At 70.9% G+C, this 20,955-nt stretch carries 20 protein-coding genes; 10 read left to right on the top strand and 10 right to left on the bottom strand.

Annotation, left to right across the window (positions count from 1 at the left end; translation table 11 throughout):
* Positions 1 to 20 precede the first annotated feature (20 nt).
* Complete coding sequence (locus tag ABZU69_RS10870) at positions 21 to 1,607, top strand: sensor histidine kinase (RefSeq protein ID WP_354964175.1); 1,587 nt, start codon at positions 21 to 23, stop codon at positions 1,605 to 1,607.
* Positions 1,604 to 2,299 carry a response regulator gene (locus ABZU69_RS10865; RefSeq protein ID WP_354964174.1) on the top strand — a complete coding sequence of 232 codons (696 nt, stop codon included), beginning with the start codon at positions 1,604 to 1,606 and terminating at the stop codon, positions 2,297 to 2,299. The genes ABZU69_RS10870 and ABZU69_RS10865 overlap by 4 nt, the downstream gene beginning before the upstream one ends.
* 168 nt (positions 2,300 to 2,467) lie before the next feature.
* Here ABZU69_RS10865 and ABZU69_RS10860 read toward each other — a convergent pair whose 3' ends face one another.
* On the bottom strand, positions 2,468 to 2,782 hold the full coding sequence (locus ABZU69_RS10860; protein ID WP_354964173.1) for a helix-turn-helix transcriptional regulator: 315 nt from the start codon (positions 2,780 to 2,782) through the stop codon (positions 2,468 to 2,470).
* Entirely contained in the window at positions 2,782 to 3,174 is a 393-nt protein-coding gene (locus tag ABZU69_RS10855) for a type II toxin-antitoxin system RelE/ParE family toxin (protein WP_354964172.1), read from the bottom strand. The genes ABZU69_RS10860 and ABZU69_RS10855 overlap by 1 nt, the downstream gene beginning before the upstream one ends.
* 267 nt (positions 3,175 to 3,441) lie before the next feature.
* On the opposite strand from ABZU69_RS10855, the gene abc-f reads away from it, so the two are divergent.
* On the top strand, positions 3,442 to 5,079 hold the full coding sequence (gene abc-f / locus ABZU69_RS10850) for a ribosomal protection-like ABC-F family protein (protein WP_354964171.1): 1,638 nt from the start codon (positions 3,442 to 3,444) through the stop codon (positions 5,077 to 5,079).
* Between the two features lie 24 nt (positions 5,080 to 5,103).
* Here the strand turns inward: abc-f and dnaE are convergent, their stop codons facing one another.
* Positions 5,104 to 8,634, bottom strand: coding sequence for a DNA polymerase III subunit alpha (gene dnaE, locus ABZU69_RS10845; RefSeq protein ID WP_354964170.1), 3,531 nt, complete (start codon positions 8,632 to 8,634; stop codon positions 5,104 to 5,106).
* 132 nt (positions 8,635 to 8,766) lie between these two features.
* On the opposite strand from dnaE, the gene ABZU69_RS10840 reads away from it, so the two are divergent.
* Entirely contained in the window at positions 8,767 to 9,387 is a 621-nt protein-coding gene (locus ABZU69_RS10840) for an L-threonylcarbamoyladenylate synthase (protein WP_354964169.1), read from the top strand.
* 102 nt (positions 9,388 to 9,489) lie between these two features.
* Here ABZU69_RS10840 and ABZU69_RS10835 read toward each other — a convergent pair whose 3' ends face one another.
* Both ABZU69_RS10835 and ABZU69_RS10830 read right to left on the bottom strand, forming a co-directional pair.
* A complete protein-coding gene (locus ABZU69_RS10835) occupies positions 9,490 to 10,389 on the bottom strand; it encodes a low temperature requirement protein A (protein WP_354964168.1) in 900 nt (299 codons plus the stop codon).
* Positions 10,383 to 10,664 (bottom strand): low temperature requirement protein A, encoded by a 282-nt coding sequence (locus ABZU69_RS10830; protein ID WP_354964167.1) that lies wholly within the window; start codon positions 10,662 to 10,664, stop codon positions 10,383 to 10,385. The genes ABZU69_RS10835 and ABZU69_RS10830 overlap by 7 nt, the downstream gene beginning before the upstream one ends.
* A 234-nt stretch (positions 10,665 to 10,898) precedes the next feature.
* Here ABZU69_RS10830 and ABZU69_RS10825 point away from each other — a divergent pair, with 234 nt between their 5' ends.
* The 6 genes from ABZU69_RS10825 (at position 10,899) to ABZU69_RS10800 (ending at position 16,419) form a co-directional block, all read left to right on the top strand.
* Positions 10,899 to 11,240, top strand: a complete 342-nt coding sequence (locus ABZU69_RS10825; RefSeq protein WP_121676282.1) for a PadR family transcriptional regulator — start codon at positions 10,899 to 10,901, stop codon at positions 11,238 to 11,240.
* Entirely contained in the window at positions 11,237 to 12,184 is a 948-nt protein-coding gene (locus tag ABZU69_RS10820) for a permease prefix domain 1-containing protein (RefSeq protein ID WP_354964166.1), read from the top strand. The genes ABZU69_RS10825 and ABZU69_RS10820 overlap by 4 nt, the downstream gene beginning before the upstream one ends.
* A 148-nt stretch (positions 12,185 to 12,332) precedes the next feature.
* Positions 12,333 to 13,670, top strand: coding sequence for a sensor histidine kinase (locus ABZU69_RS10815; protein WP_354964165.1), 1,338 nt, complete (start codon positions 12,333 to 12,335; stop codon positions 13,668 to 13,670).
* A complete protein-coding gene (locus ABZU69_RS10810; RefSeq protein ID WP_354964164.1) occupies positions 13,667 to 14,386 on the top strand; it encodes a response regulator transcription factor in 720 nt (239 codons plus the stop codon). Before ABZU69_RS10815 ends, ABZU69_RS10810 begins: the two co-directional genes overlap by 4 nt.
* A gap of 81 nt (positions 14,387 to 14,467) precedes the next feature.
* Positions 14,468 to 15,361, top strand: coding sequence for an ATP-binding cassette domain-containing protein (locus ABZU69_RS10805; RefSeq protein WP_354964163.1), 894 nt, complete (start codon positions 14,468 to 14,470; stop codon positions 15,359 to 15,361).
* The gene (locus ABZU69_RS10800) at positions 15,358 to 16,419 is read left to right on the top strand and encodes an ABC transporter permease (RefSeq protein ID WP_354964162.1); all 1,062 of its coding nucleotides are present in this window, start codon (positions 15,358 to 15,360) and stop codon (positions 16,417 to 16,419) included. The genes ABZU69_RS10805 and ABZU69_RS10800 overlap by 4 nt, the downstream gene beginning before the upstream one ends.
* A 129-nt stretch (positions 16,420 to 16,548) precedes the next feature.
* Here ABZU69_RS10800 and ABZU69_RS10795 read toward each other — a convergent pair whose 3' ends face one another.
* From ABZU69_RS10795 to ABZU69_RS10775, 5 genes are all read right to left on the bottom strand, one after another.
* Positions 16,549 to 17,301 (bottom strand): YebC/PmpR family DNA-binding transcriptional regulator, encoded by a 753-nt coding sequence (locus ABZU69_RS10795; RefSeq protein WP_354964161.1) that lies wholly within the window; start codon positions 17,299 to 17,301, stop codon positions 16,549 to 16,551.
* Between the two features lie 203 nt (positions 17,302 to 17,504).
* Positions 17,505 to 18,110: a pyridoxal 5'-phosphate synthase glutaminase subunit PdxT gene (gene pdxT / locus ABZU69_RS10790; RefSeq protein ID WP_354964160.1), complete on the bottom strand. Its 606-nt coding sequence runs from the start codon at positions 18,108 to 18,110 to the stop codon at positions 17,505 to 17,507.
* Between the two features lie 23 nt (positions 18,111 to 18,133).
* On the bottom strand, positions 18,134 to 19,051 hold the full coding sequence (pdxS, locus tag ABZU69_RS10785; RefSeq protein ID WP_354964159.1) for a pyridoxal 5'-phosphate synthase lyase subunit PdxS: 918 nt from the start codon (positions 19,049 to 19,051) through the stop codon (positions 18,134 to 18,136).
* Positions 19,052 to 19,199: 148 nt separating this feature from the next.
* On the bottom strand, positions 19,200 to 19,703 hold the full coding sequence (locus ABZU69_RS10780) for a hypothetical protein (RefSeq protein ID WP_354964158.1): 504 nt from the start codon (positions 19,701 to 19,703) through the stop codon (positions 19,200 to 19,202).
* Between the two features lie 83 nt (positions 19,704 to 19,786).
* Positions 19,787 to 20,947, bottom strand: a complete 1,161-nt coding sequence (locus tag ABZU69_RS10775; protein ID WP_354964157.1) for a glycosyltransferase family 4 protein — start codon at positions 20,945 to 20,947, stop codon at positions 19,787 to 19,789.
* Positions 20,948 to 20,955: the final 8 nt, after the last annotated feature.

The raw sequence follows: 20,955 nt of genomic DNA, 5'->3' as shown, positions 1-20,955 counted from the left end.
GCAACGAGGAGGTGGTGGAGGTGGCCCAGCGCCAGTGGAGCATCGCGGGGCAGCTGTTCGCCCTCCAGGCGGTGGTGGTGACGCTGCTCGTGCTCGCCGGCGCGGCGGGCGCCGTCTGGTTGGCCCGAAGCGACGCCCAGCAGGCGGCACAGGAGGAGGTGCTCGCGGTGGCGCAGACCGTGGCCCGCTCCCCCGACGTCCGCGCGGCCCTCGCGACCGCCGACCCGGCCAGCACCCTCCAGCCGTACGCCGAGTCGACCCGACTGGCGACGGGCACCGACTTCGTGGTGGTGATGGCCCCGGACCGCACCCGCTTCTCGCACCCGACCCGGGAGCTGATCGGCCAGCCGTTCGTCGGGGAGATCGCGCCGGCGCTGGCCGGCCAACCGTTCACCGTCACCAACGTCGGCACGCTCGGCGAGTCGGTGCGCGCGGTGGTTCCGGTGTACGACGACCAGCGCCGGATCGTCGGCCTGGTCTCGGTGGGCATCACCACCTCGGCGATCAACCGCAAGCTCCTCGGACAGTTGCCGGTGCTGCTGGGCGTCGCCGCGCCGGCGCTCGCCCTCGCCGCGACCGGCTCCTGGCTGCTCAGCCGCCGACTGCGCCGCCAGACGCACGGCCTGGGGCCGGCCCAGATGACCCGGATGTACGAGTACTACGACGCGGTCCTGCACTCGGTGCGCGAGGGTCTCGTCGTGCTGACCACCGACCGCCGGGTGGCACTCGTCAACGACGAGGGCCGCCGGCTGCTGGGGCTCGACGCGGACGCGGCGGTGATCGACCAGCCGGTGGCCGGGATCGACCTGCCGCCGGCGGTGGCCGAGCTGCTCGGCTCCGGGCGGGACGCCCTCGACGAGCCGGTCCTGGCCGGTGACCGGGTGCTGGTGGCCAACCAGCGGATCACCCGGTTCGAGGGCGCCGTGCTCGGCACGGTGCTGACCCTGCGCGACCAGACCGAGCTGCGGACCCTGGCCAGCGAACTGGACTCGGTACGTGCGCTCACCGAGGCGTTGCAGGCGCAGACCCACGAGTCGGCCAACCGGCTGCACACCGTGCTGACCCTCGTGGAGCTGGGCCGCCCCGACGAGGCGGTGCGGCTCGGCACCCGGGACCTGGCCCTCGCTCAGCAGCTGACCGACCGGGTGGTCGGCGCGGTGACCGAGCCGGCGCTGGCCGCGCTGCTGCTCGGCAAGTCGGCGCAGGCCAGCGAGCGCGGGGTGGACCTGGTGATCGAACCGGACTGCCGGCTCGACGACAGCCCGCTGCCGACCAACGACCTGCTCACCGTGGTCGGCAACCTTCTCGACAACGCCCTCGAAGCGGTGGCCGGTACGCCGGCGCCCCGCCGGGTGCGGGTCTTCGTCGGCGCGGTCGACGACGAACTGGTGGTACGGGTCGCCGACAGCGGCCCCGGGCTGGCGCCAGATCGGGTGGCGGACGCGTTCCGGCGCGGCTGGTCCACCAAGAGCACCGGCCGTGGCCTCGGCCTGGCCCTGATCGGTCAGGTGATCCACCGGCACGGTGGTCGTTCCGAGGTGGGCCGCTCGGACGACGGCGGCAGCCTGTTCACCGTCCGGCTGCCGATCGTCGGGGTACGCCGATGACCGACATCCGGGTGCTCGTCGTCGAGGACGAGCCGCTGCTGGCGGCGGCCCACACGGCGTACACCGAACGGGTTCCCGGCTTCGTCGTGGTCGGGGTGGCGCACACCGCGCGGGCGGCCATGGCGGCGCTGCGCGCCAACGACGGCGGCGACGTGGACCTCGTACTCCTCGATTTCCGGCTGCCTGACCTGCACGGCCTGGACGTCTGCCGGGCGCTACGCGCGGCCGGCAGCAGCGTCGACATTCTCGCGGTGACCTCGGCGCGGGACCTGGCGGTGGTACGCACCGCGGTCTCCCTCGGCGTGACCCACTACCTGCTCAAGCCGTTCACCTTCGCCGCCTTCCGCGACAAGCTGGAGCGCTACGCCGACTACCGCGCCCAGGCGCTCGCCGACGGGGAGGTGGCCGCCCAGCACGAGGTGGACCAGATGTTCGCCACCCTGCGCGGCACGACCGGGCACAGCCTGCCCAAGGGGTTGGACGCGCAGACCCTCAAGCGGGTACGCGCCGCCCTCACCGACCCGACGCGCGCGGAGGTGGGGCTGTCCGCGACCGAGGTGAGCGCGCTGACCGGCATCTCCCGGGTGACCGCCCGCCGCTACCTGGAGTACCTGGTCACCGTCGACCGGGCCGCGCGCCACCCCCGCTACGGCACCCCCGGCCGCCCCGAGGTCGAGTACCGGCCAAGGTGAGCCCCGGCCGACAAACCAATTGCGCCACCGTGACAACCGGCCGCGACGTGCGGCGTGCTGTCTGGTCGACCGGCCACCGTTGGCGACGTTCCACGGCAAGGATTACGCCGACTTCGCCGATCACGACGGCCTTCGTCTCTTCGACGTTTCCTAGCAACCGGATCAGGGTCAGGCGATCTGACGCAGGTCGTCGCCGTAGTCGAAGATGATCCGCATCCGGGCCCCGAGCGCTCGCGCGTACCGACTCAGCGTCGCAACCTCGTTGGCCTCCAGGTCGCCGTTCTCGATCTGGCTGACTCGACCAGGCGTGACGCCCATCAGCTCGGCCACCTGCCGCTGGGTCAGACCCAGCCGCTTCCGCTCCTCAGCAAGATGGAATGCACTGATCCACGCTTCGGTGCGGGCACGCTCCGCATCGAGCGCTTCATCGTCCCCGTCGTGCAGCTCAGCTCGGATGTCGTCCCAGTCATGGAATTCGCTCATCAGCCCTCCCTCCGCTTCCTCTCAAAGGCAAGCCAGCCCTCGTACGCAATCTCAGCGACCGGAACCGCTTTCTCGTACCATCGATTCCAATCTCCTGCCTTGTTGCCAGCAACCAACAGCACTGCCTGGGACCAGGGATCGAAGACGAACAGCACCCGAACGGCGACGTCCCTTCCAGATCTCGGCCGGAGTTCCTTGAGGTTGCTGATGCTCGAACCTCTGAGGGTGTCGACCAGGGGCCGCCCCAGGCCCGGACCGGTCTCCGCAAGCATGTCGATCGCCACGTTGACCGACCGGTAGGTCGCGGGGTCCGTTTGGCGCAGGGATCGCAACCAGTCGCGGACGTCCGTTGTCGTCCTGATCGCCCAACGACGTGGCGGCTCATGAGACATAGGAAAACTATAGCTCAGCCTATACATGGCGTCCTCAGACGAGCAGGTCTGATCCGTTGTTAGAATCGGCGGAGTTGGGTGTCAACGAACGACCAGGGAGACCAGACATGGCGGGTGACGACGACATCTCCGGGTGAGACCGGATGTGTTCGGCCATCGGTTCGGCGCGCGTGTGCGCGGCTGCCGTGGCCATGTCGTCGTTCCACCGGTCCCCGTTTGTCGTCGGGCGGCTCTGGCGCGCCCACCCCACCCTTTGAGGTCACTCGCATGTCTGATGCGTTCATTGTCTGCTCGAATCTGTCCTTCTCCTGGCCGGACGACACCCCGGTCTTCTCGGAGTTGTCCTTCACCGTGCCGGGCGGTCGCACCGGCCTGGTCGCGCCCAACGGCGCCGGCAAGAGCACGCTGCTGCGGCTGATCGCCGGGGAGCTGCGGCCCAGCGACGGCAGCGTCACCGTCGACGGGGTGCTCGGTTACCTCCCGCAGACGCTGCCGCTGGCCGGCGACCTGACCGTGGCCCAGGTGCTCGGCGTCGCCGAGCGGATCGCGGCGCTGCACGCCATCGAGGCCGGCGACGCCAGCGAGAAACACTTCGCCACGATCGGCGACGACTGGGACATCGAGGAGCGCACCCGCGCCGAGCTGGACCGGCTCGGCCTCGGTGACCTGGAGCTCGACCGGCGGTTGCACACCCTCAGCGGCGGCCAGGTGGTCTCCCTCGGCCTGGCGGCGCAGCTGCTGCGACGCCCGGACGTGCTGCTGCTCGACGAGCCGACCAACAACCTGGACCTGGAGGCCCGGCACAAGCTCTACGACGTCCTCTCCGACTGGGCCGGCTGCCTGCTGCTGGTCAGCCACGACCGGGAACTGCTGGACCGGATGGACCGCATCGCTGAGCTGGACCGCGGTGAGATCCGCTGGTACGGGGGCAACTTCACCGCGTACACCGAGGCGGTGCAGGCCGCCCGGGAGGTGGCCGAGAGTAACCTGCGCAACGCCGAGCAGGAGGTCAAGCGGGAGAAGCGGGAGATGCAGCAGGCCCGGGAGCGGGCCGACCGGCGGGCCAGCAACGCCTCCAAGAACCTGAAGAACGCCGGCCTGGCCCGGATCGTGGCCGGCGGGCTCAAGCGCAGTGCGCAGGAGTCGGCGGGCAAGGCACAGGAGACGCACTCCGCGCGGCTCGGTCAGGCCAAGGCCCGACTCGACGAGGCTGGGCGGGCGGTACGCGAGGAGGACCGGATCACCGTCGACCTGCCGGACACCAGCGTCCCGGGCGGGCGCACGGTCTTCTCCGGTCAGGGGATGCGGGCCCGCTTCGACGACCGGGAGCTGTTCGGTGGCGACGGCGCCGATCTGGTGATCCGGGGGCCGGAGCGGATCGCGCTCACCGGTGCCAACGGCGTCGGCAAGTCGACCCTGCTACGCCTCGTCAACGGTGACCTCGAACCGGCCGGCGGCGAGATCAAATGGGCCGACGGGCGGATCGCGTACCTGTCGCAGCGGCTGGACCTGCTGGACCTCGACCGCACGGTGGCGGAGAACTTCGCCGCGTACGCGCCGAACCTGCCGGACGCCAAGCGGATGAACCTGCTCGCCCGGTTCCTGTTCCGGGGCGCCCGGGTGAACCTGCCCGTCGGGGTGCTCTCCGGCGGCGAGCGGCTGCGCGCCACCCTCGCCTGCGTGCTCTGCGCCGAACCGGCGCCGCAACTGCTGCTGCTCGACGAGCCGACCAACAACCTGGACCTGGTCAGCGTCGCCCAACTGGAGAGCGCGTTGAGCGCGTACCAGGGCGCGTTCGTGGTGGTCAGCCACGACGAGCGGTTCCTCGCCGAGATCGGCGTGCAGCGCTGGCTGCGGCTGGCCGACGGCCAGCTGCGGGAGATCGCAGCCCCCGACCGGGGCTGAGCCCGGCGGCGTCCCGGGGCCCGGTCAGCTCACGTTGGCCGGGCCCAGGACGCTCTTCAGGTCCCCCATCAGCGCGGTCGTCGCCGCCACCCGGAACGGACCCAGCCGCAGGGTGGTGGTGCGGCCGCCGTTGAGCAGCTTGACGTGCACCTCGGTGTCGCCGGGATGCAGCACCAGGGTCTCCTTGAGTCGCTCCACCAGCGGCGGCGTGCACCGGTGCACCGGGATGGTGAGGGTGACCGGCTTGTTGGTGGCGCTGGTGCTGACGTCCGGCATGGACATGTCCATCGCCATGATCCGTGGGGTGTCGTCGCGGCGGTCCACCCGCCCCTTGACCACCACGATCGCGTCCTCGGCGATGTACTGCCCGATCACCTCGTAGGTGTTGGGGAAGAACAGCGTCTCCACCCCACCGGCCAGGTCCTCCAGGGTGGCCGAGGCCCAGGCCCGGCCCTGCTTGGTGACCCGGCGCTGCACCCCGGAGAGGATGCCGGCGAGGGTGACCACCGCGCCGTCCGGCACCGCGCCGTCCTCGGCGAGGGAGGCGATGGTGGTGTCGGCCGCCGCGCCGAGGATGTGCTCCAGGCCGAACAGCGGATGGTCCGAGACGTACAGGCCGAGCATCTCGCGCTCGAAGGCCAGCTTGTCGCGCTTGTCCCACTCGCTGTCGCCGATGGTCGGCATCACCGTCGTGCTGCCGGTGTCGGCGTCACCGAAGCCCGCGCCGAAGAGGTCGTACTGGCCGACCGCCTCCTTGCGCTTGACGTCGGCGTACGCGTCGATGGCGTCCGCGTGCACCGCGAGCAGGCCCTTGCGCGGGTGCTCCATCGAGTCGAAGGCACCCGCCTTGATCAGCGATTCGATCGTCTTCTTGTTGCAGACCACCGCGTCCACCTTGGACAGGAAGTCGTAGAAGTCGGTGTAGTCGCCCTTCTCCTGCCGGCAGCGCATGATCGAGGCGACCACGTTCGCGCCGACGTTGCGCACCGCGGCCAGGCCGAAGCGGATGTCCGTGCCGACCGGGGTGAACGGCCCGGCCGACGTGTTCACGTCCGGTGGCAGCACCTGGATACGCATCCGGCGACACTCGGACAGATAGAGGGCCATCTTGTCCTTGTCGTCACCAACCGAGGTGAGCAGCCCCGCCATGTACTCGGCGGGGTAGTGCGCCTTGAGGTACGCGGTCCAGTAGGAGACCAGGCCGTACGCGGCGGAGTGCGCCTTGTTGAAGGCGTACCCGGCGAACGGCACCAGGACGTCCCAGACCGCCTGGATAGCCTCGTCGGAGTAGCCGCGCTCGCGGCAGCCGTCCCGGAACGGGATGAACTCCTTGTCGAGGATCTCCTTCTTCTTCTTGCCCATCGCCCGGCGCAGCAGGTCCGCCTGACCGAGGGTGTAGCCGGCGAGGATCTGCGCCGCGCGCTGCACCTGCTCCTGATAGACGATCAGGCCGTGGGTGGGTGCCAGGATCTCCCGCAGCGGCTCCTCCAGCTCCGGGTGGATCGGCGTGATCTCCTGGAGGCCGTTCTTGCGCAGCGCGTAGTTGGTGTGCGAGTCGACGCCCATCGGGCCGGGCCGGTACAGCGCCAGAACGGCGGAGATGTCCTCGAAGTTGTCCGGCTTCATCAACCGCAGCAGCGAGCGCATCGGGCCACCGTCGAGCTGGAACACGCCGAGGGTGTCACCGCGGCCCAGCAGCTCGTAGGCGGCCGGGTCGTCCAGCGGCAGGCCCAGCAGGTCGAGCTTCGTGCCGTGGTTGAGCTCGATGTTCTTGACCGCGTCGTCGATGATCGTCAGGTTGCGCAGGCCGAGGAAGTCCATCTTCAGCAGCCCGAGGGACTCGCACGTCGGGTAGTCGAACTGCGTGATGATCGCCCCGTCGGCGTCGCGGCGCATCAACGGGATGTGCTCGATGATCGGCTCGGCGGACATGATGACGCCGGCGGCGTGCACGCCGGTCTGCCGGATCAGCCCCTCGATGCCCTTGGCCGTGTCGATCACCTTGCGGACGTCCGGGTCCGAGTCGTACAGGCCGCGGATCTCGCCGGCCTCGGCGTAGCGGGGGTGCTTCGCGTCGAAGATGCCGGTGAGCGGGATGTCCTTGCCCATCACGGCCGGCGGCATCGCCTTGGTGATCCGGTCGCCGACCGCGTACGGGAAACCGAGCACCCGGGCTGAGTCCTTGATCGCGGCCTTCGCCTTGATCGTGCCGAAGGTCGCGATCTGGGCGACCTTGTCCTCACCCCACTTGTCGGTGACGTACTTGATCACCTCGCCGCGCCGACGCTCGTCGAAGTCGATGTCGACATCGGGCATCGAGACGCGCTCGGGGTTGAGGAACCGCTCGAAGATCAGGCCGTGCTGGATCGGGTCCAGGTCGGTGATGCCCAGCGCGTACGCGACGAGGGAGCCGGCGGCCGAACCTCGGCCCGGACCCACCGCGATGCCCTGGTTCTTCGCCCACTGGATGAAGTCGGCGACCACGAGGAAGTACGACGGGAAGCCCATCTGGTTGATGACGCCCAGCTCGTACTCGGCCTGGACGACGTGCCCCTCGGGGATGCCGTTCGGGTAGCGGCGGGCCAGCCCGGCGAAGGTCTCCTTGCGGAACCAGGTCTCCTCGGTCTCCCCCTCCGGGACCGGGAAGCGCGGCATCAGGTTGTGGAACTCGAACATCCCGGTCGGGTCGACCTTCTCGGCGACCAGCAGGGTGTTGCGGCAGCCCTGCTGCCACAGCTCGGAGGAGTCGACCGCGCGCATCTGGTCGGCGCTCTTGATGAAGTAGCCACCGCCCTCGAGGCGGAACCGGTTCGGGTCGTCGATGTTGCTGGCCGTCTGCACGCAGAGCAGCACGTCGTGCGCGGTGGCCTGCTCCTCGACCGTGTAGTGCGAGTCGTTGGTGACCACCGGCGGGATGTTCAACTTGCGGGCGATCTCGGTGAGCCCCTCACGGACCCGACTCTCGATGGAGAGGCCGTGGTCCATGATCTCGACGAAGTAGTTGTCCTTGCCGAAGATGTCCTGGTAGCTGGCGGCGACCTTGAGGGCCTCGTCGAACTGGCCCAGCCGCAGCCGGGTCTGCACCGCGCCGGACGGGCAGCCGGTGGTGGCCATGATCCCCTCGGCGTGCTCGGCGATCAACTCCATGTCCATCCGCGGCCACTTGATGTAGTGCCCCTCCATGGACGCGCGCGAGTTGAGGGTGAACAGGTTCTTCAGGCCCTGCGCGTTCTTCGCCCACATCGTCTTGTGGGTGATCGCGCCGTTGCCGGAGACGTCGTCGCTCTTCTGCTCCGGCCGACCCCACTTGACCCGCGCCTTGTGGTAGCGCGACTCGGGCGCCACGTACGCCTCGACGCCGAGGATCGGGGTGATCCCAGCGGCCATCGCCTGCTTGTAGAAGTCGTTCGCGCCGTGCATGTTGCCGTGGTCGGTGATCGCCACCGCCGACATGCCGAGCCGGTTGGCCTCGGCGAACAGGTCCTTGAGCCGGGCCGCCCCGTCGAGCATCGAGTACTCGGTGTGCACGTGCAGATGCGCGAACGAATCGGCCATGCGTGGCGCCCCCCGGCGATTTGGATCTTGGTGGTCGGAGCCGACCGGGACCTACCCTACCGAGGTGATCTCGGCGGCTCCACCGTCCGCGCCGAGGGTGGCCCTCGTCTCCCCCACGGCTAGTCTCGGAGGATGGCGAGGTACTACGACGTGCACCCGGAGAACCCGCAGCCCCGGATCATCGGCCAGATCGCCGACCTCATCCGCGGCGGCGGGCTGGTCGCCTACCCGACGGACTCCTGCTACGCGCTCGGCATCCAGCTGGGCAACCGGGACGGGCTGGACCGGATCCGCCAGATCCGCCATCTCGACGACCGGCACCACTTCACGCTGGTCTGCCGGGACTTCGCGCAGCTCGGCCAGTTCGTCCAGATCAGCAACTCGGTCTTTCGCCTGGTGAAGGCGTCAACCCCGGGCAGCTACACCTTCATCCTGCCGGCCACCCGTGAGGTGCCCCGCCGGATGCTGCATCCCCGCAAGCGCACCGTGGGTGTCCGCGTACCCCGGCACACGGTGACCCAGGCGCTGCTGGCCGAGCTGGGCGAGCCGCTGGTGTCGAGCACCCTGACCCTGCCCGGCGACGACGAGCCGATGACCCAGGGGTGGGAGATCAAGGAGCGGCTCGACCACCAGCTCGACGCGGTCCTCGACGCCGGCGACTGCGGCAAGGAGCCGACGACCGTGGTCGACCTGTCCGGGCCGGAGCCGGAGATCCTGCGCCGGGGCGCCGGGGACCCGTCCCGCTTCGAGTAGGGCGCCCGACTCGGATCGGGTGCCGGACCGTACGCGGGTGGACGGGCGCACATCATCAGGGTGGTGGTCCGCTAGCGCGCCGGTTCGCGGTCGAGGCCAGTGTCAGGATGCCACCGCCTCCGGGGCGGATCGGCGCCGCGCGCGGAACAGTTCGCCGGCCGCCACCCCCAGCAGCACCAGGGCTGCGGCGACGCCCAGCGCCAGCCCGGGCAGGTGCGCCGCCAACGGCGCCAGGGCGATCGCCGCGACGACACCGATGACGTGGGACAGCGGCACCCGCCCGTAGACCTCGTGTTCCAGCACCGCCCGACCGCAGAGGAAGAGCCCGGCGCCACCCAGGATGAGCGCGGTCATGGGGGCGCCGGGCCGCTCCCCCGGCTGCGCGATGATTCGTTCGATGCCGGCGGCCGTGCCCACCACGCCGGCTACCTTCAACCAGTGGGCGTACGGATTGGTCTGCACCAGCCGGGCTCGGCGCGGTGACGCCTCGATGGCGGCGCGGAGGGTCGCGCCCGCTCCCTGGTCGTAGCTCCACCAGAGCACCACTGCCGTCAGGAACGCGGTGCCGAAGGCGCCGATCCGACCCGGGGTGAAGGGCTCGTGGCTCAGACTGAGAACGCTGACCAGGACGAGTTCGCCCAGGGTGAGGATGTAGATCTGCTGGTACCGCTCGGCGAGGTGCTCCGGCGCCACCTGGTACCGCGGCAGGGGCGCCCGACCGGGGATGGGGAAGCGGAACCCGAACGCGATGTAGTCCACGGCCAGCGCGGCGAGCCACACGACGAGCCGCCACCCGGGGTCGTCCACGAGGCCGCCGACCACCCAGAGGGTCCCCGAGCCGAGGCTCCAGACCAGGGCGCGGAGGGATCGCTCCTGCTCCTGCCGACCGCGCAGCGACCGGATGAGCACCAGCCCCCGGCCCAGATTTATTGCGGCCCAGGTCCCACCGAAGATCAGTCCGTGGTCACGGAACGCCGTCGGCAGCGCGGCGGACATCAGCATGACGCAATGCCCAGGATCAGGTAGGGAATTGGCCGCTTCCGCGGACTGTACGTATCAGTGATCAACGTCGTGGTCACCCACACCGCCCACAGCGTCGACAGGGCGAGCAGCGCCTGGCCAATGCCGGTCCAGGTCCCCTCGGCGGCCATCTTCTGCGATGTCAGGGTCAGGCTGGCGATGAAGGCGAGGTCGAAGAACAGCTCCAGCAGGTCCGCACGCTGCGGCCCCTCGACCATGCGGGTCAGCGGCCGACGCGGGCCGCCCGTCACCGGCATCCGCTCGGACTCCTGCCGAGCCGGCGGCGGGCGGGCGGCGCCGCGACCACGGCCTGACAGCGCTTCTCCGCCACGATGACAGCTTCACACCCGAGGGACCGCCATCGGGCGCGTTCGCCCGCACCGCGACGGCGAGCGACCGCACCCGCACCCTCCGACCACTCGAAGGGGCACCGGCAAACACGATGTTATTGCTGTGGACAACAGTGTGTGCTACACAGTATGGTGTGACACATGGTTAGCGAGGACGTTCTACGGACGCACCTACAGGAGCTGCGTCGAGGCACCGTCGTGGTAGCCAGCCTGGTCGCGCTGCGCCGACCGGACTACGGCTACGCACTGCTGCAACGGCTCACCGACCACGGCTTCCCGGTCGACGCCAACACGCTCTACCCGCTGCTGCGCCGCCTGGAGGACCAGGGCCTGCTGACCAGCGAGTGGAACACCGAGGAGAGCCGGCCGCGCAAGTTCTACCGGACCAGCGACGAGGGCGAGTCGATGCTGGGCCGACTCCTTGACGACCTCGCCGCCGTACAGACCTCCATCACCGGACTGATCCAAGGAGTGGACCGATGAACACCCTGACCGACCGCTATCTCGCCGCCACTCTGCGCTCGGTTCCCACCCCGCGCCGAGGCGAGATCGCCAGCGAGCTGCGCGCCTCGATCGAGGACATGATCGAGGACCGGACCGGCGGCGGCCAGGAACCCACCACCGCCGAGCGGGAGGTGCTCACCGAGCTGGGCAACCCGGACCTCCTGGCCGCGCAGTACGCCGACCGCCGGTTGCAGCTCATCGGCCCGACGTACTACCTGGTCTGGCTGCGGCTGCTGAAGCTGCTGCTCAGCTTCATCCCGGCGCTCGTCGGCACGGTGGTGACAGTCGTCCAGGTCACGGAGGGCAAGGGCTTCGGGGCCATCGGGACCGGCATCGTCACCGCCCTCCAGGTCGGCGTGCAGATCGGCTTCTGGCTCACCCTGACCTTCGCCCTCATCGAACGCGCCCAACCCGGCACCGGCCTGCCCGACTGGACCGTCGACCAACTTCCCGACGTCCCCGTGCACAAGGACGTCTCCCTCGTCGACACCATCGCGTCGGTGGCCATGCTGGTGCTCACCATCGGCTACCTGCCGTTCCAGCACTACCAGTCCTGGGTGCACGGCAACGACGGCGACAACATTCCGATCCTCGACCCGGCCCTGTGGTCGTTCTGGCTGCCGGCCCTGATCGGGGTACTGGCCGCCACCGCGATCTTCGAGATCGTCAAGTACCGGATCGGGCGCTGGAACTGGGCCCTGTTCGGGACCAAGGCGCTGCTCAACCTGGCGTTCACGGTGCCGGTGCTGTGGTTGGCGCTCTCTGACCGGCTGCTCAACCCGGCCCTGGCCGAGCGCCTGAGCTGGCTGGCGGAGGCGGACAACCGGAACAGCCTGGGCGCTTTCATCGCGTTGGGCGTGGCCGTGGTCCTGGTCTGGGACCTCATCGACACCGCCATCAAGACCCGCCGCCAGACGGCATGAGCAGCAGCCGACCAGGCGGCCCGGTGCGGACCCCCGCGCCGGGCCGCCGCCCGTCCGCCGTACCACGTCACCGCCGTACCACGTCACCGCCGTACGTCCGGGCGAGCGGCCGTGGCGGCCGGCGTGGCCGGCGTGGCATCGTTCCGGGATGACCGTGGCACAGCGTGACGAATGGCGCCGCCCGGGCCCGACACCGGAGCAGCGCCGAATCGATCTCTGGCTCGGGCTGGGGGTGACCCTGCTGGCGCTGGTCAGCCTCACTCTGGCCCACAGCGCCGGGGCGTTCCTGCTGGGCCCGCCGCCGTCCTGGCCGGAGCAGCTGCTCTGGACCGTCGCGGTGACCCTGCCGCTGATCTGGCGACGACGGTGGCCGGCCGCCACCCTGCTGATCGTCGCGGTGGCGTTCATCGCCGCGCAGGCCCGATCGGCCCCGGAGACCCAGTTCTCCTCCTGGGCCCTGTTCTGCGCCCTCTACACCCTCGGCGCCTGGGGGCAGGACCATCAACTGGCCCGCCGGCTGCGGATCGGCGTGATCGCCACGATGTTCGCCTGGCTGGGGATCTACTACGCGGTGACCATCGACCACATCCCGCCCGATGCCTTCGCCGACGCGGCCGGTCCGGTGCCACCGGTACTCGCCGCGATGGTCACCGGCGTACTGGTCAATGTGCTGGTCTTCGGATTCGCGTACTTCTTCGGCGAGACCGCCTGGGTGGCCGCGCGGCGCGAGCATGAGCTGCGCGCCCAGGCCGAGGACCTGCGCCGGTCCCAGGCCGAGTCCCGGGAGCGGGCGGTGCTCGGCGAACGGGTCCGGATCGCCCGGGAACTGCACGACGTGGTCGCCCACCACGTGTCGGTGATGGGGGTGCAGGCGTCCGCCTGCCGCCGGGTGTTCGACCGCGACCCGGGCAAGGCCCGCACGGCGCTGGCCGCCATCGAGCAGAGCGCCCGCACCGCCGTGGACGAGCTGCGCCGGATGCTCGGCGTGCTGCGGACCTCTGCCGGCGCCGACGCCGAGCCGCCGGCGGCCGGCGGCGTCGAACGGATCGGCGAGCTGGTCGAGCGAGCCCGGGCCGCGGGACTGACGGCCACCCTCGGGGTGTACGGCGGCCCGGTCCCGCTGCCCGAATCGGTCTCCCAGGCGGCCTACCGGGTGACGCAGGAAGCGGTGACGAACACGCTGAAGCACGCCGGAGCGGACCTGCTGGACGTGCGGGTCCGGTACCTGGCCCGGGAGATGGAGGTCGACGTGACCGACGACGGACGGGCGGGCGGCATGGCCAACGCCCTGGGGCTGGGTCTGATCGGAATGCGCGAACGGGTCGCCGCGCACGACGGCGACCTGGAGGCTGGGCCGCGTGTCGGCGGTGGCTGGCGGGTACGCGCCCGCTTCCCGCTGGCGGCGTCGGCGGACCCGCCAGTCGGCATGCAGCGGGAGCCGAGCGACGGGCACCAGCTGGCGGCCGGCGCGGAGCGCTCGGCATGAGCACCGCACCAGCCCACGAGGCACCAGACGTCGGCCGGCCGGTCCGGGTGCTGCTCGCCGACGACCAGCACCTCGTCCGCACCGGCTTCCGGGTCATCCTCGAGGTGGAGGACGACATCGAGGTCGTGGGCGAGGCCGCGGACGGCGCACGCGCCGTCACCATGGCCCGGGCCACCGGTCCCGACGTGGTGCTGATGGACGTGGAGATGCCCGGAATGGACGGGCTGGAGGCCACCCGCCTGATCACCGGAGAGGGGCCCGCAGCGCCCGCGGTGCTGATCCTCACCACCTTCGACCGCGACGACTACCTGTTCGCCGCGCTGCGGGCCGGGGCCAGCGGCTTCCTGCTCAAGAACGGCACCCCGGAGGAGCTGGTCGAGGCGATCCGGGTGCTGGCCCGGGGCGACGGCCTGCTCGCCCCGGAGATCACCCGCCGGGTGATCTCCACCTTCGCCCGCCCCGGCGATCCGACCGGCGCCGCCCGCAACGGGCCGGACGCCGAAACCGCCCTGGCCGAGCTGACCCCGCGCGAACGGGAGGCGCTGGTGCTGCTCGCCGCCGGGGCGAGCAACGCGGAGATCGCGGCGGCCATGCACCTGGGCGAGGCGACGGTGAAGACCCACGTGAGCCGGGTGCTGGCCAAGCTCGGTCTGCGCGACCGGGTGCAGGCGGTCGTCTTCGCGTACGAGAACGGGGTGGTCCGCCCCGGCGGCTGAGCGGCATCCGTCGCACGGTGGACCCGCCTGCTCAGCCGCCGGGCGGACGGCGGACCGACGTACTCGATCTAGCGTGGGTGCGTGACCAGAACACTCCGCCTGAACGGCGTCGACCGCAGCTTCGGCGATCGGCAGGTGCTCAAGAGCGTGTCCTTCGAGGTGGCCGCCGGCCGGATGACCGGCTTCGTGGGCGCCAACGGCGCCGGCAAGACCACCACCATGCGGATCATCCTGGGCGTGCTCGCCCCAGACGCCGGCGAGGTGAGTTGGGGTGGTGCGCCGCTGACCCGGGAGGGCCGGCAGCGGTTCGGCTACATGCCCGAGGAACGCGGCCTCTACCCCAAGATGACCGTACGGGAGCAGGTGACCTACCTGGGCCGGTTGCACGGCCTCGACGCCACCGCCGCCCGACGCGCCACCGACACCCTGCTGGAGCGGGTCGGGCTGGGCGAGCGCGGCGACGACCTGCTGGAGACGCTGTCGCTGGGCAACCAGCAGCGCGCCCAGATCGCGGCCGCGCTGGTGCACGACCCGGAGGTGCTGGTGCTCGACGAGCCGTTCTCCGGCCTCGACCCGCTCGCCGTGGACACCGTCGTCGCTGTGCTGCGGGAACGCGCCGCCGCCGGGGTGCCGGTGCTCTTCTCCAGCCACCAGCTCGACGTCGTGGAGCGGCTCTGCGACGACCTGGTGATCATCGGCGACGGGGTGATCCGGGCCGCCGGCAGCCGGCAGCAGCTGCGCGACTCGTACACCGTGCCCCGCTTCGAGCTGGTGGTGGCCACCGACGCCGGCTGGGTCCGAGACCACCCCGGGGTGACCCTGGTCGAGCTGGACGGCGCGCGGGTGGTCTTCGACCTGCCCGCCGGCACCGACGAACAGGCCGTGCTCCAGGCGGCCCTCGCCCGTGGCCCGGTCCGCGCCTTCCGCCCGGTCAGCCCCTCGCTCACCGAGATCTTCCGAGAGGTCACCCAGTGAACGTCACCCAGGCCACCCGGCTGGTCGCCGAACGCGAGATCCGGGTCAAGCTCCGCGACCGTACCTTCCTGTTCGGCACGCTCTTCTTCCTGCTGATCGCCGCGGCGGGCACCATCCTGCCGCCGCTGCTCTCCGGCGGGCCGGAGAGCGTCGCCGTCACCCAGGAGGCCGCCGGCCCGCTGCGGGACGCCGGCCTCGAGGTCCGCGTGGTGGCCGACGACCGGGCCGCCGAACAGGCCGTTCGCGACGGCGATGTGGACGCCGCCGTGGTCTCCGGTCCGAAGGCGCTCGCCATGGACGAGGCCCCGAACGACGTGGTCCACGCGCTGAGCAGCGCGCCGCCGGTGCAGCTCCTCGACCCCGACGCGGTCGACCCGGTGGTGGCGTTCCTGGTGCCGTTCGTCTTCGCGTTCGTCTTCTTCCTCACCTCGCAGACGTTCGGCCTGCAGATCGCGCAGAGCGTCACCGAGGAGAAGCAGACCCGCATCGTGGAGATCCTGGTCGCGGCCGTGCCGGTGCGAGCGCTGCTGGCCGGCAAGGTGATCGCCGGCGGCATCCTGGCGCTCGGGCAGATCGTGTTGATCGCCATCGTGGCGGTCGCCGGCATGCAGATCGGCGACAGCGGCGACCTGCTCACCCTGCTCGCCCCGGCGATCGGCTGGTTCGTGCCGTTCTTCCTGCTCGGCTTCGTGCTGCTGGCCGCGATGTGGGCGGCGGCCGGCGCGCTGGTCAACCGGCAGGAGGACATCGCCGCCGCGTCGACGCCGGTGCAGCTCGCCGTCATGCTGCCGTTCTTCGCGGTGATCTTCCTCAACGACAACGCCACGGCCATGCGGCTGCTGTCCTACCTGCCGTTCTCGTCGCCCACGGCGATGCCCCTGCGGCTGTTCACCGGGGACGCCGCCGTCTGGGAGCCGTTCGTCTCGCTGGCCATCCTGCTGGCCACCGCCGTGGCGTTCGTGGTCGCCGGGGCGCGGATCTACGAGGGGTCACTGCTGCGGACCAACGGGCGAACCTCGTTGCGCGCCGCCTGGCGGGAGCGGGAAACCATCGGCTGACCGCCGACGACCCGGGCGGGTGCCGCTCGTCCTCAGTGGGCGGGCGGCACCCCGTCTTAGCCGGAAAGAGGCGATTCCCGCCGGACGACCAACCGGCCCGGCGGGAATCAGCGCCCCAGTCCTACCGCGTCAGGCGTCGACCGCGGCCATCACGTCGTCGCTGACGTCGAAGTTCGCGTAGACGTTCTGCACGTCGTCGCAGTCCTCCAGGACGTCGATCAGCTTGAAGATCTTGCGCGCGCCCTCCTCGTCCAGCGGGATGTTCATGCTGGGGATGAGGGAGGACTCGGCCGACTCGTACTCGATGCCGGCGTCCTGCAGCGCGGTGCGGACCGCGATCAGGTCGGTCGGCTCGGAGACCACCTCGTACGCCTCGCCGAGGTCGTTGACCTCTTCGGCGCCGGCGTCGAGGACGGCCATCATGACGTCGTCCTCGCTGGTGCCCTCCTGGGGGACGATCACCACGCCCTTGCGGGAGAACATGTACGACACCGAGCCGGCGTCGGCGAGCGAGCCGCCGTTGCGCGTCAGCGCGGTGCGCACCTCGGTCGCCGCCCGGTTGCGGTTGTCGGTGAGGCACTCGATCAGCATCGCCACGCCGTTCGGGCCGTACCCCTCGTACATGATCGTCTGCCAGTCGGCGCCGCCGGCCTCCAGGCCGGAGCCGCGCTTGACGGCGCGGTCGATGTTGTCGTTCGGCACCGAGCTCTTCTTGGCCTTCTGGATGGCGTCGTAGAGCGTCGGGTTACCGGAGGGGTCGCCGCCGCCGGTCCGCGCGGCCACCTCGATGTTCTTGATCAGCTTGGCGAACATCTTGCCGCGCTTGGCGTCGATGACGGCCTTCTTGTGCTTGGTCGTCGCCCACTTTGAGTGGCCGGACATCTTCTACCTCCGTTGCTACCCGCCGTCTGCATCGACCGCACCGCTGACGCCCCGCTCCCGCCGGCGCACGCGGAGGTGCCGGTCGGCTCTGGTGGAAGCCGTGACGGGCAGATGGCCCTGCCGAATCTCAGCAATCCTACCGACGTCCCCCGGGCCGCTGTCATCCACCGCGCGGCGGCTCCGCCCCGGAAAGGGCCACTCCGTCAGCTGGCGGTGCGCACCAGGTCCACGAAGTACGCGTGCACGCGCAGGTCACCGGTCAACTCGGGGTGGAACGAGGTGGCCAGCAGGTTGCCCTGCCGGACCGCCACGATCCGGTCGGCGGCCGGGCCACCGGTCACCTTCCCGATCACCTCGACCCCGTCACCGACCCGCTCGACCCACGGTGCGCGGATGAACACCGCGTGGAACGGCTCACCTGGGACTCCGCTGATCTCCACGGGCGCCTCGAACGAGTCGACCTGCCGGCCGAACGCGTTGCGCCGCACCGTCATCTCGATGCCGGCGAAGCCCCGCTGGTCGGGGCGGCCGTCCAGCACCTCGGTGGCCAGCATGATCATGCCGGCGCAGGACCCGTAAACCGGCATGCCGCCGGCGATCCGCTTGTCGATCGGCTCGCGCATCTCGAAGATGTCGGCGAGCTTGCTGATCGTGGTGGACTCGCCCCCGGGGATGACCAGCCCGTCGACCGCGTCCAGCTCGGCCGGACGGCGCACCGGGCGGGCGTCCGCGCCCGCCGCGGCCAGGGCCGCGACGTGCTCGCGAACGTCCCCCTGGAGCGCGAGCACACCGATCGTTGGCCCGCTCATGCGCACCGATCGTTCCTCGCGCCTCACCAGCCGCGCTCGGCCAGGCGGTGCGGCTGGGGGATCTCGTCGACGTTGATGCCGACCATCGCCTCGCCGAGGCCGCGGGAGACCTTGGCCAGCACGTCCGGGTCGTCGTGGAAGGTGGTGGCCTTGACGATCGCGGCGGCCCGCTGGGCCGGGTTGCCGGCCTTGAAGATGCCGGAGCCGACGAAGACGCCCTCCGCGCCGAGCTGCATCATCATCGCGGCGTCGGCCGGGGTGGCGATCCCACCGGCGGTGAACAGCACCACCGGCAGCTTGCCGCTGTCGGCGACCTCCTTGACCAGCTCGTACGGGGCCTGAAGCTCCTTGGCCGCGACGTACAGCTCGTCGGCCGGCAGCGAGGACAGCCGGCGGATCTCCTGGCGGATCTTGCGCATGTGGGTGGTGGCGTTGGAGACGTCACCGGTGCCGGCCTCGCCCTTGGAGCGGATCATGGCCGCACCCTCGGTGATCCGCCGCAGCGCCTCGCCCAGGTTGGTCGCACCGCAGACGAAGGGGACCGTGAAGGCCCACTTGTCGATGTGGTTGGCGTAGTCGGCCGGGGTCAGCACCTCGGACTCGTCGACGTAGTCCACGCCCAGCGACTGGAGGATCTGCGCCTCCACGAAGTGACCGATGCGGGCCTTGGCCATCACCGGGATGGAGACCGCCTCGATGATCCCGTCGATCATGTCGGGGTCGCTCATCCGCGACACCCCGCCCTGCGCGCGGATGTCGGCGGGCACGCGCTCCAGCGCCATCACCGCGACCGCGCCGGCGTCCTCAGCGATCTTGGCCTGCTCGGCGTTGACCACATCCATGATCACGCCACCCTTGAGCATCTCGGCCATGCCACGCTTGACGCGGGCGGTGCCGACGACGGGGGTGGTACCGGCGTTCGGGGCGGTGGTTTCGGACATGGGTCATCGCTCCTTGGACGTGCTCTGGGGGTGGCAGCGAAAATGCTACGCCCGAGCCAACGCCGCACCGACAGCCAATCAGACCCCCGGTGGCCTGCGATGTGGCCCTCGTCACCGGCCGCCGGAGTGGCCGGGCGCCAGCGGCCGGTCAGTTCGCGGGCACGTCCGCGGGCACCGTCAGGGTCGGGTCGTCGATGTCGAAGTACCGCGGCCACTCCCGGCCCCGCCCCATCCGCAACAACCGCACCAGCGGTCGGCTGCGCGCCGACCGGGCGTCACGCACGAGGTCGGTGTGCACCTGCCGGGACAACGCGAGCCGGCGACTGGCGGCGATGACCGCCCCACAGTCCGGATCGGCCGGGTCCAGCTGCACCCCGCGCAGCTGCCGGGTCAGGTCGTTCTCCGCCGCCTCCCGCTCGTCCGGAGGGGCGTCCAGAGCGATCCGGGCCGCCGCGTACAGCTCGACGCCGAAGCGCCGCTCGGCCAGCACGGCGGCGGCCGCCGCCCGGCGCAGCAGGTGCGCGTCGAGGGCCCGCGCCGCCAGTTCCGCGCGGCCCTGCAGCCGCTCTACCCGGCCTGCGGTCCAGATGAGGTACGCCCCGACCAGCCCCACGACCAGGATCGCGGCCACCACCCACCACATGTGCGGCATCGTAGTGCTGCTCCGTTTCCGTCCGTCCGGGCACGGCCACGCCCGTCACCCGGGTCAGCGTCCGCACCATCCGTCACACCGGCTCAGCCCAGCCCCACCCATTCCTGGTCGATGACCCGCCCATCGGTTGCCTCGATCGCCGCTGCGTATACCTCCAGAACACGGCGAGCAACCACCGGCCAGTCGAAATTCGCCACCACCTGATCGCCGCAGACGCTCAGCTCGGCCCGACCGGCCGGGTCGTCCAGCAGGTCAGCCAACGCGTCGCGCAGCCCCGCCGGGTCGCCGGTGGGGAAGAGCCGCCCGGCCCGCCCGCCGTCGAGCACCCGCCGGAACGCGTCCAGGTCGCTCGCCACCACCGTCGTGCCGGCGGCCAGCGCCTCGGTGAGGATCATGCCGAACGACTCGCCGCCAGTGTTCGGCGCCACGTAGAGGTGCACACTGCGCAGCATCCGTGCCTTGTCCGGCTCGGAGACCAGCCCGAGGAAGGTCACCCGCTCGCGCAGCTCGGCCGGGAACTGGTCGTACAGGTCGTCGGCGTCACCCGGGCCGGCGACCAGCAGCCGCAGCTCGGGGCGGGTGGCGGCCAGCTCGACGAAGGCGTCCCGCAGCACCGGGAAGCCCTTGCGCGCCTCGGTGAACCGGCCCAGGAAACCCAGCGTGCCGCCCGTACCCGGAGTGCACTCCCCCGGCCAGCCGGGCAACGGCTCGGCGTCGGTGAACTTGGCCACCGCCACCCCGTTGGGAATCTCCACGGCGCCGCCGTCCATGTGCTCCACCTGCACCTTGCGGGCCAGGGCACTGACCGCGATCCGGGCGGTGATCCGCTCCAGCACGATCTGGAGCACACCCTGCGCGGCGGCCAGCACCCGCGAGCGGGTCATCGCGGTGTGGAAGGTGGCCACCACCGGCCCGCGGGCGGACAGCACCGCCAGCAACGACAGGCTCAGCGTGAGCGGCTCGTGCACGTGCAGGACGTCGAAGTCGCCGTTGGTGATCCACCGCCGGACCCGGGCGGTGGAGACCGGGCCGAACGCGATCCGGGCCACCGAGCCGTTGTACGGCAGCGGCACGGCCCGGCCGGCGGAGACCACGTACGCCGGCAGCGGAGAGTCCTCGTCAGCCGGGGCGAGCACGCTGACCTGGTGGCCGAGCGCGATCAACGCTTCGGCGAGGTCCATCACGTGGTTCTGCACCCCGCCCGGGACGTCGAAGGAGTACGGGCACACGATGCCGATCCGCATGCGTCAGC

Source organism: Micromonospora sp. NPDC005206, from assembly GCF_040608175.1.
In the GTDB taxonomy this organism is placed as follows: Bacteria; Actinomycetota; Actinomycetes; order Mycobacteriales; family Micromonosporaceae; genus Micromonospora.
This window is presented reverse-complemented; position numbering and strand designations above follow the sequence as displayed.

Coding starts and splice junctions, on each gene's coding strand:
- ABZU69_RS10865 (WP_354964174.1), top strand. CDS start 1,604: ATGACCGACATCCGGGTGCTCGTCGTCGAGGACGAGCCGCTGCTGGCG.
- ABZU69_RS10860 (WP_354964173.1), bottom strand. CDS start 2,782: ATGAGCGAATTCCATGACTGGGACGACATCCGAGCTGAGCTGCACGAC.
- ABZU69_RS10855 (WP_354964172.1), bottom strand. CDS start 3,174: ATGTCTCATGAGCCGCCACGTCGTTGGGCGATCAGGACGACAACGGAC.
- abc-f (WP_354964171.1), top strand. CDS start 3,442: ATGTCTGATGCGTTCATTGTCTGCTCGAATCTGTCCTTCTCCTGGCCG.
- dnaE (WP_354964170.1), bottom strand. CDS start 8,634: ATGGCCGATTCGTTCGCGCATCTGCACGTGCACACCGAGTACTCGATG.
- ABZU69_RS10840 (WP_354964169.1), top strand. CDS start 8,767: ATGGCGAGGTACTACGACGTGCACCCGGAGAACCCGCAGCCCCGGATC.
- ABZU69_RS10835 (WP_354964168.1), bottom strand. CDS start 10,389: ATGCTGATGTCCGCCGCGCTGCCGACGGCGTTCCGTGACCACGGACTG.
- ABZU69_RS10830 (WP_354964167.1), bottom strand. CDS start 10,664: ATGCCGGTGACGGGCGGCCCGCGTCGGCCGCTGACCCGCATGGTCGAG.
- ABZU69_RS10825 (WP_121676282.1), top strand. CDS start 10,899: ATGGTTAGCGAGGACGTTCTACGGACGCACCTACAGGAGCTGCGTCGA.
- ABZU69_RS10820 (WP_354964166.1), top strand. CDS start 11,237: ATGAACACCCTGACCGACCGCTATCTCGCCGCCACTCTGCGCTCGGTT.
- ABZU69_RS10815 (WP_354964165.1), top strand. CDS start 12,333: ATGACCGTGGCACAGCGTGACGAATGGCGCCGCCCGGGCCCGACACCG.
- ABZU69_RS10810 (WP_354964164.1), top strand. CDS start 13,667: ATGAGCACCGCACCAGCCCACGAGGCACCAGACGTCGGCCGGCCGGTC.
- ABZU69_RS10795 (WP_354964161.1), bottom strand. CDS start 17,301: ATGTCCGGCCACTCAAAGTGGGCGACGACCAAGCACAAGAAGGCCGTC.
- pdxT (WP_354964160.1), bottom strand. CDS start 18,110: ATGAGCGGGCCAACGATCGGTGTGCTCGCGCTCCAGGGGGACGTTCGC.
- pdxS (WP_354964159.1), bottom strand. CDS start 19,051: ATGTCCGAAACCACCGCCCCGAACGCCGGTACCACCCCCGTCGTCGGC.
- ABZU69_RS10780 (WP_354964158.1), bottom strand. CDS start 19,703: ATGCCGCACATGTGGTGGGTGGTGGCCGCGATCCTGGTCGTGGGGCTG.
- ABZU69_RS10775 (WP_354964157.1), bottom strand. CDS start 20,947: ATGCGGATCGGCATCGTGTGCCCGTACTCCTTCGACGTCCCGGGCGGG.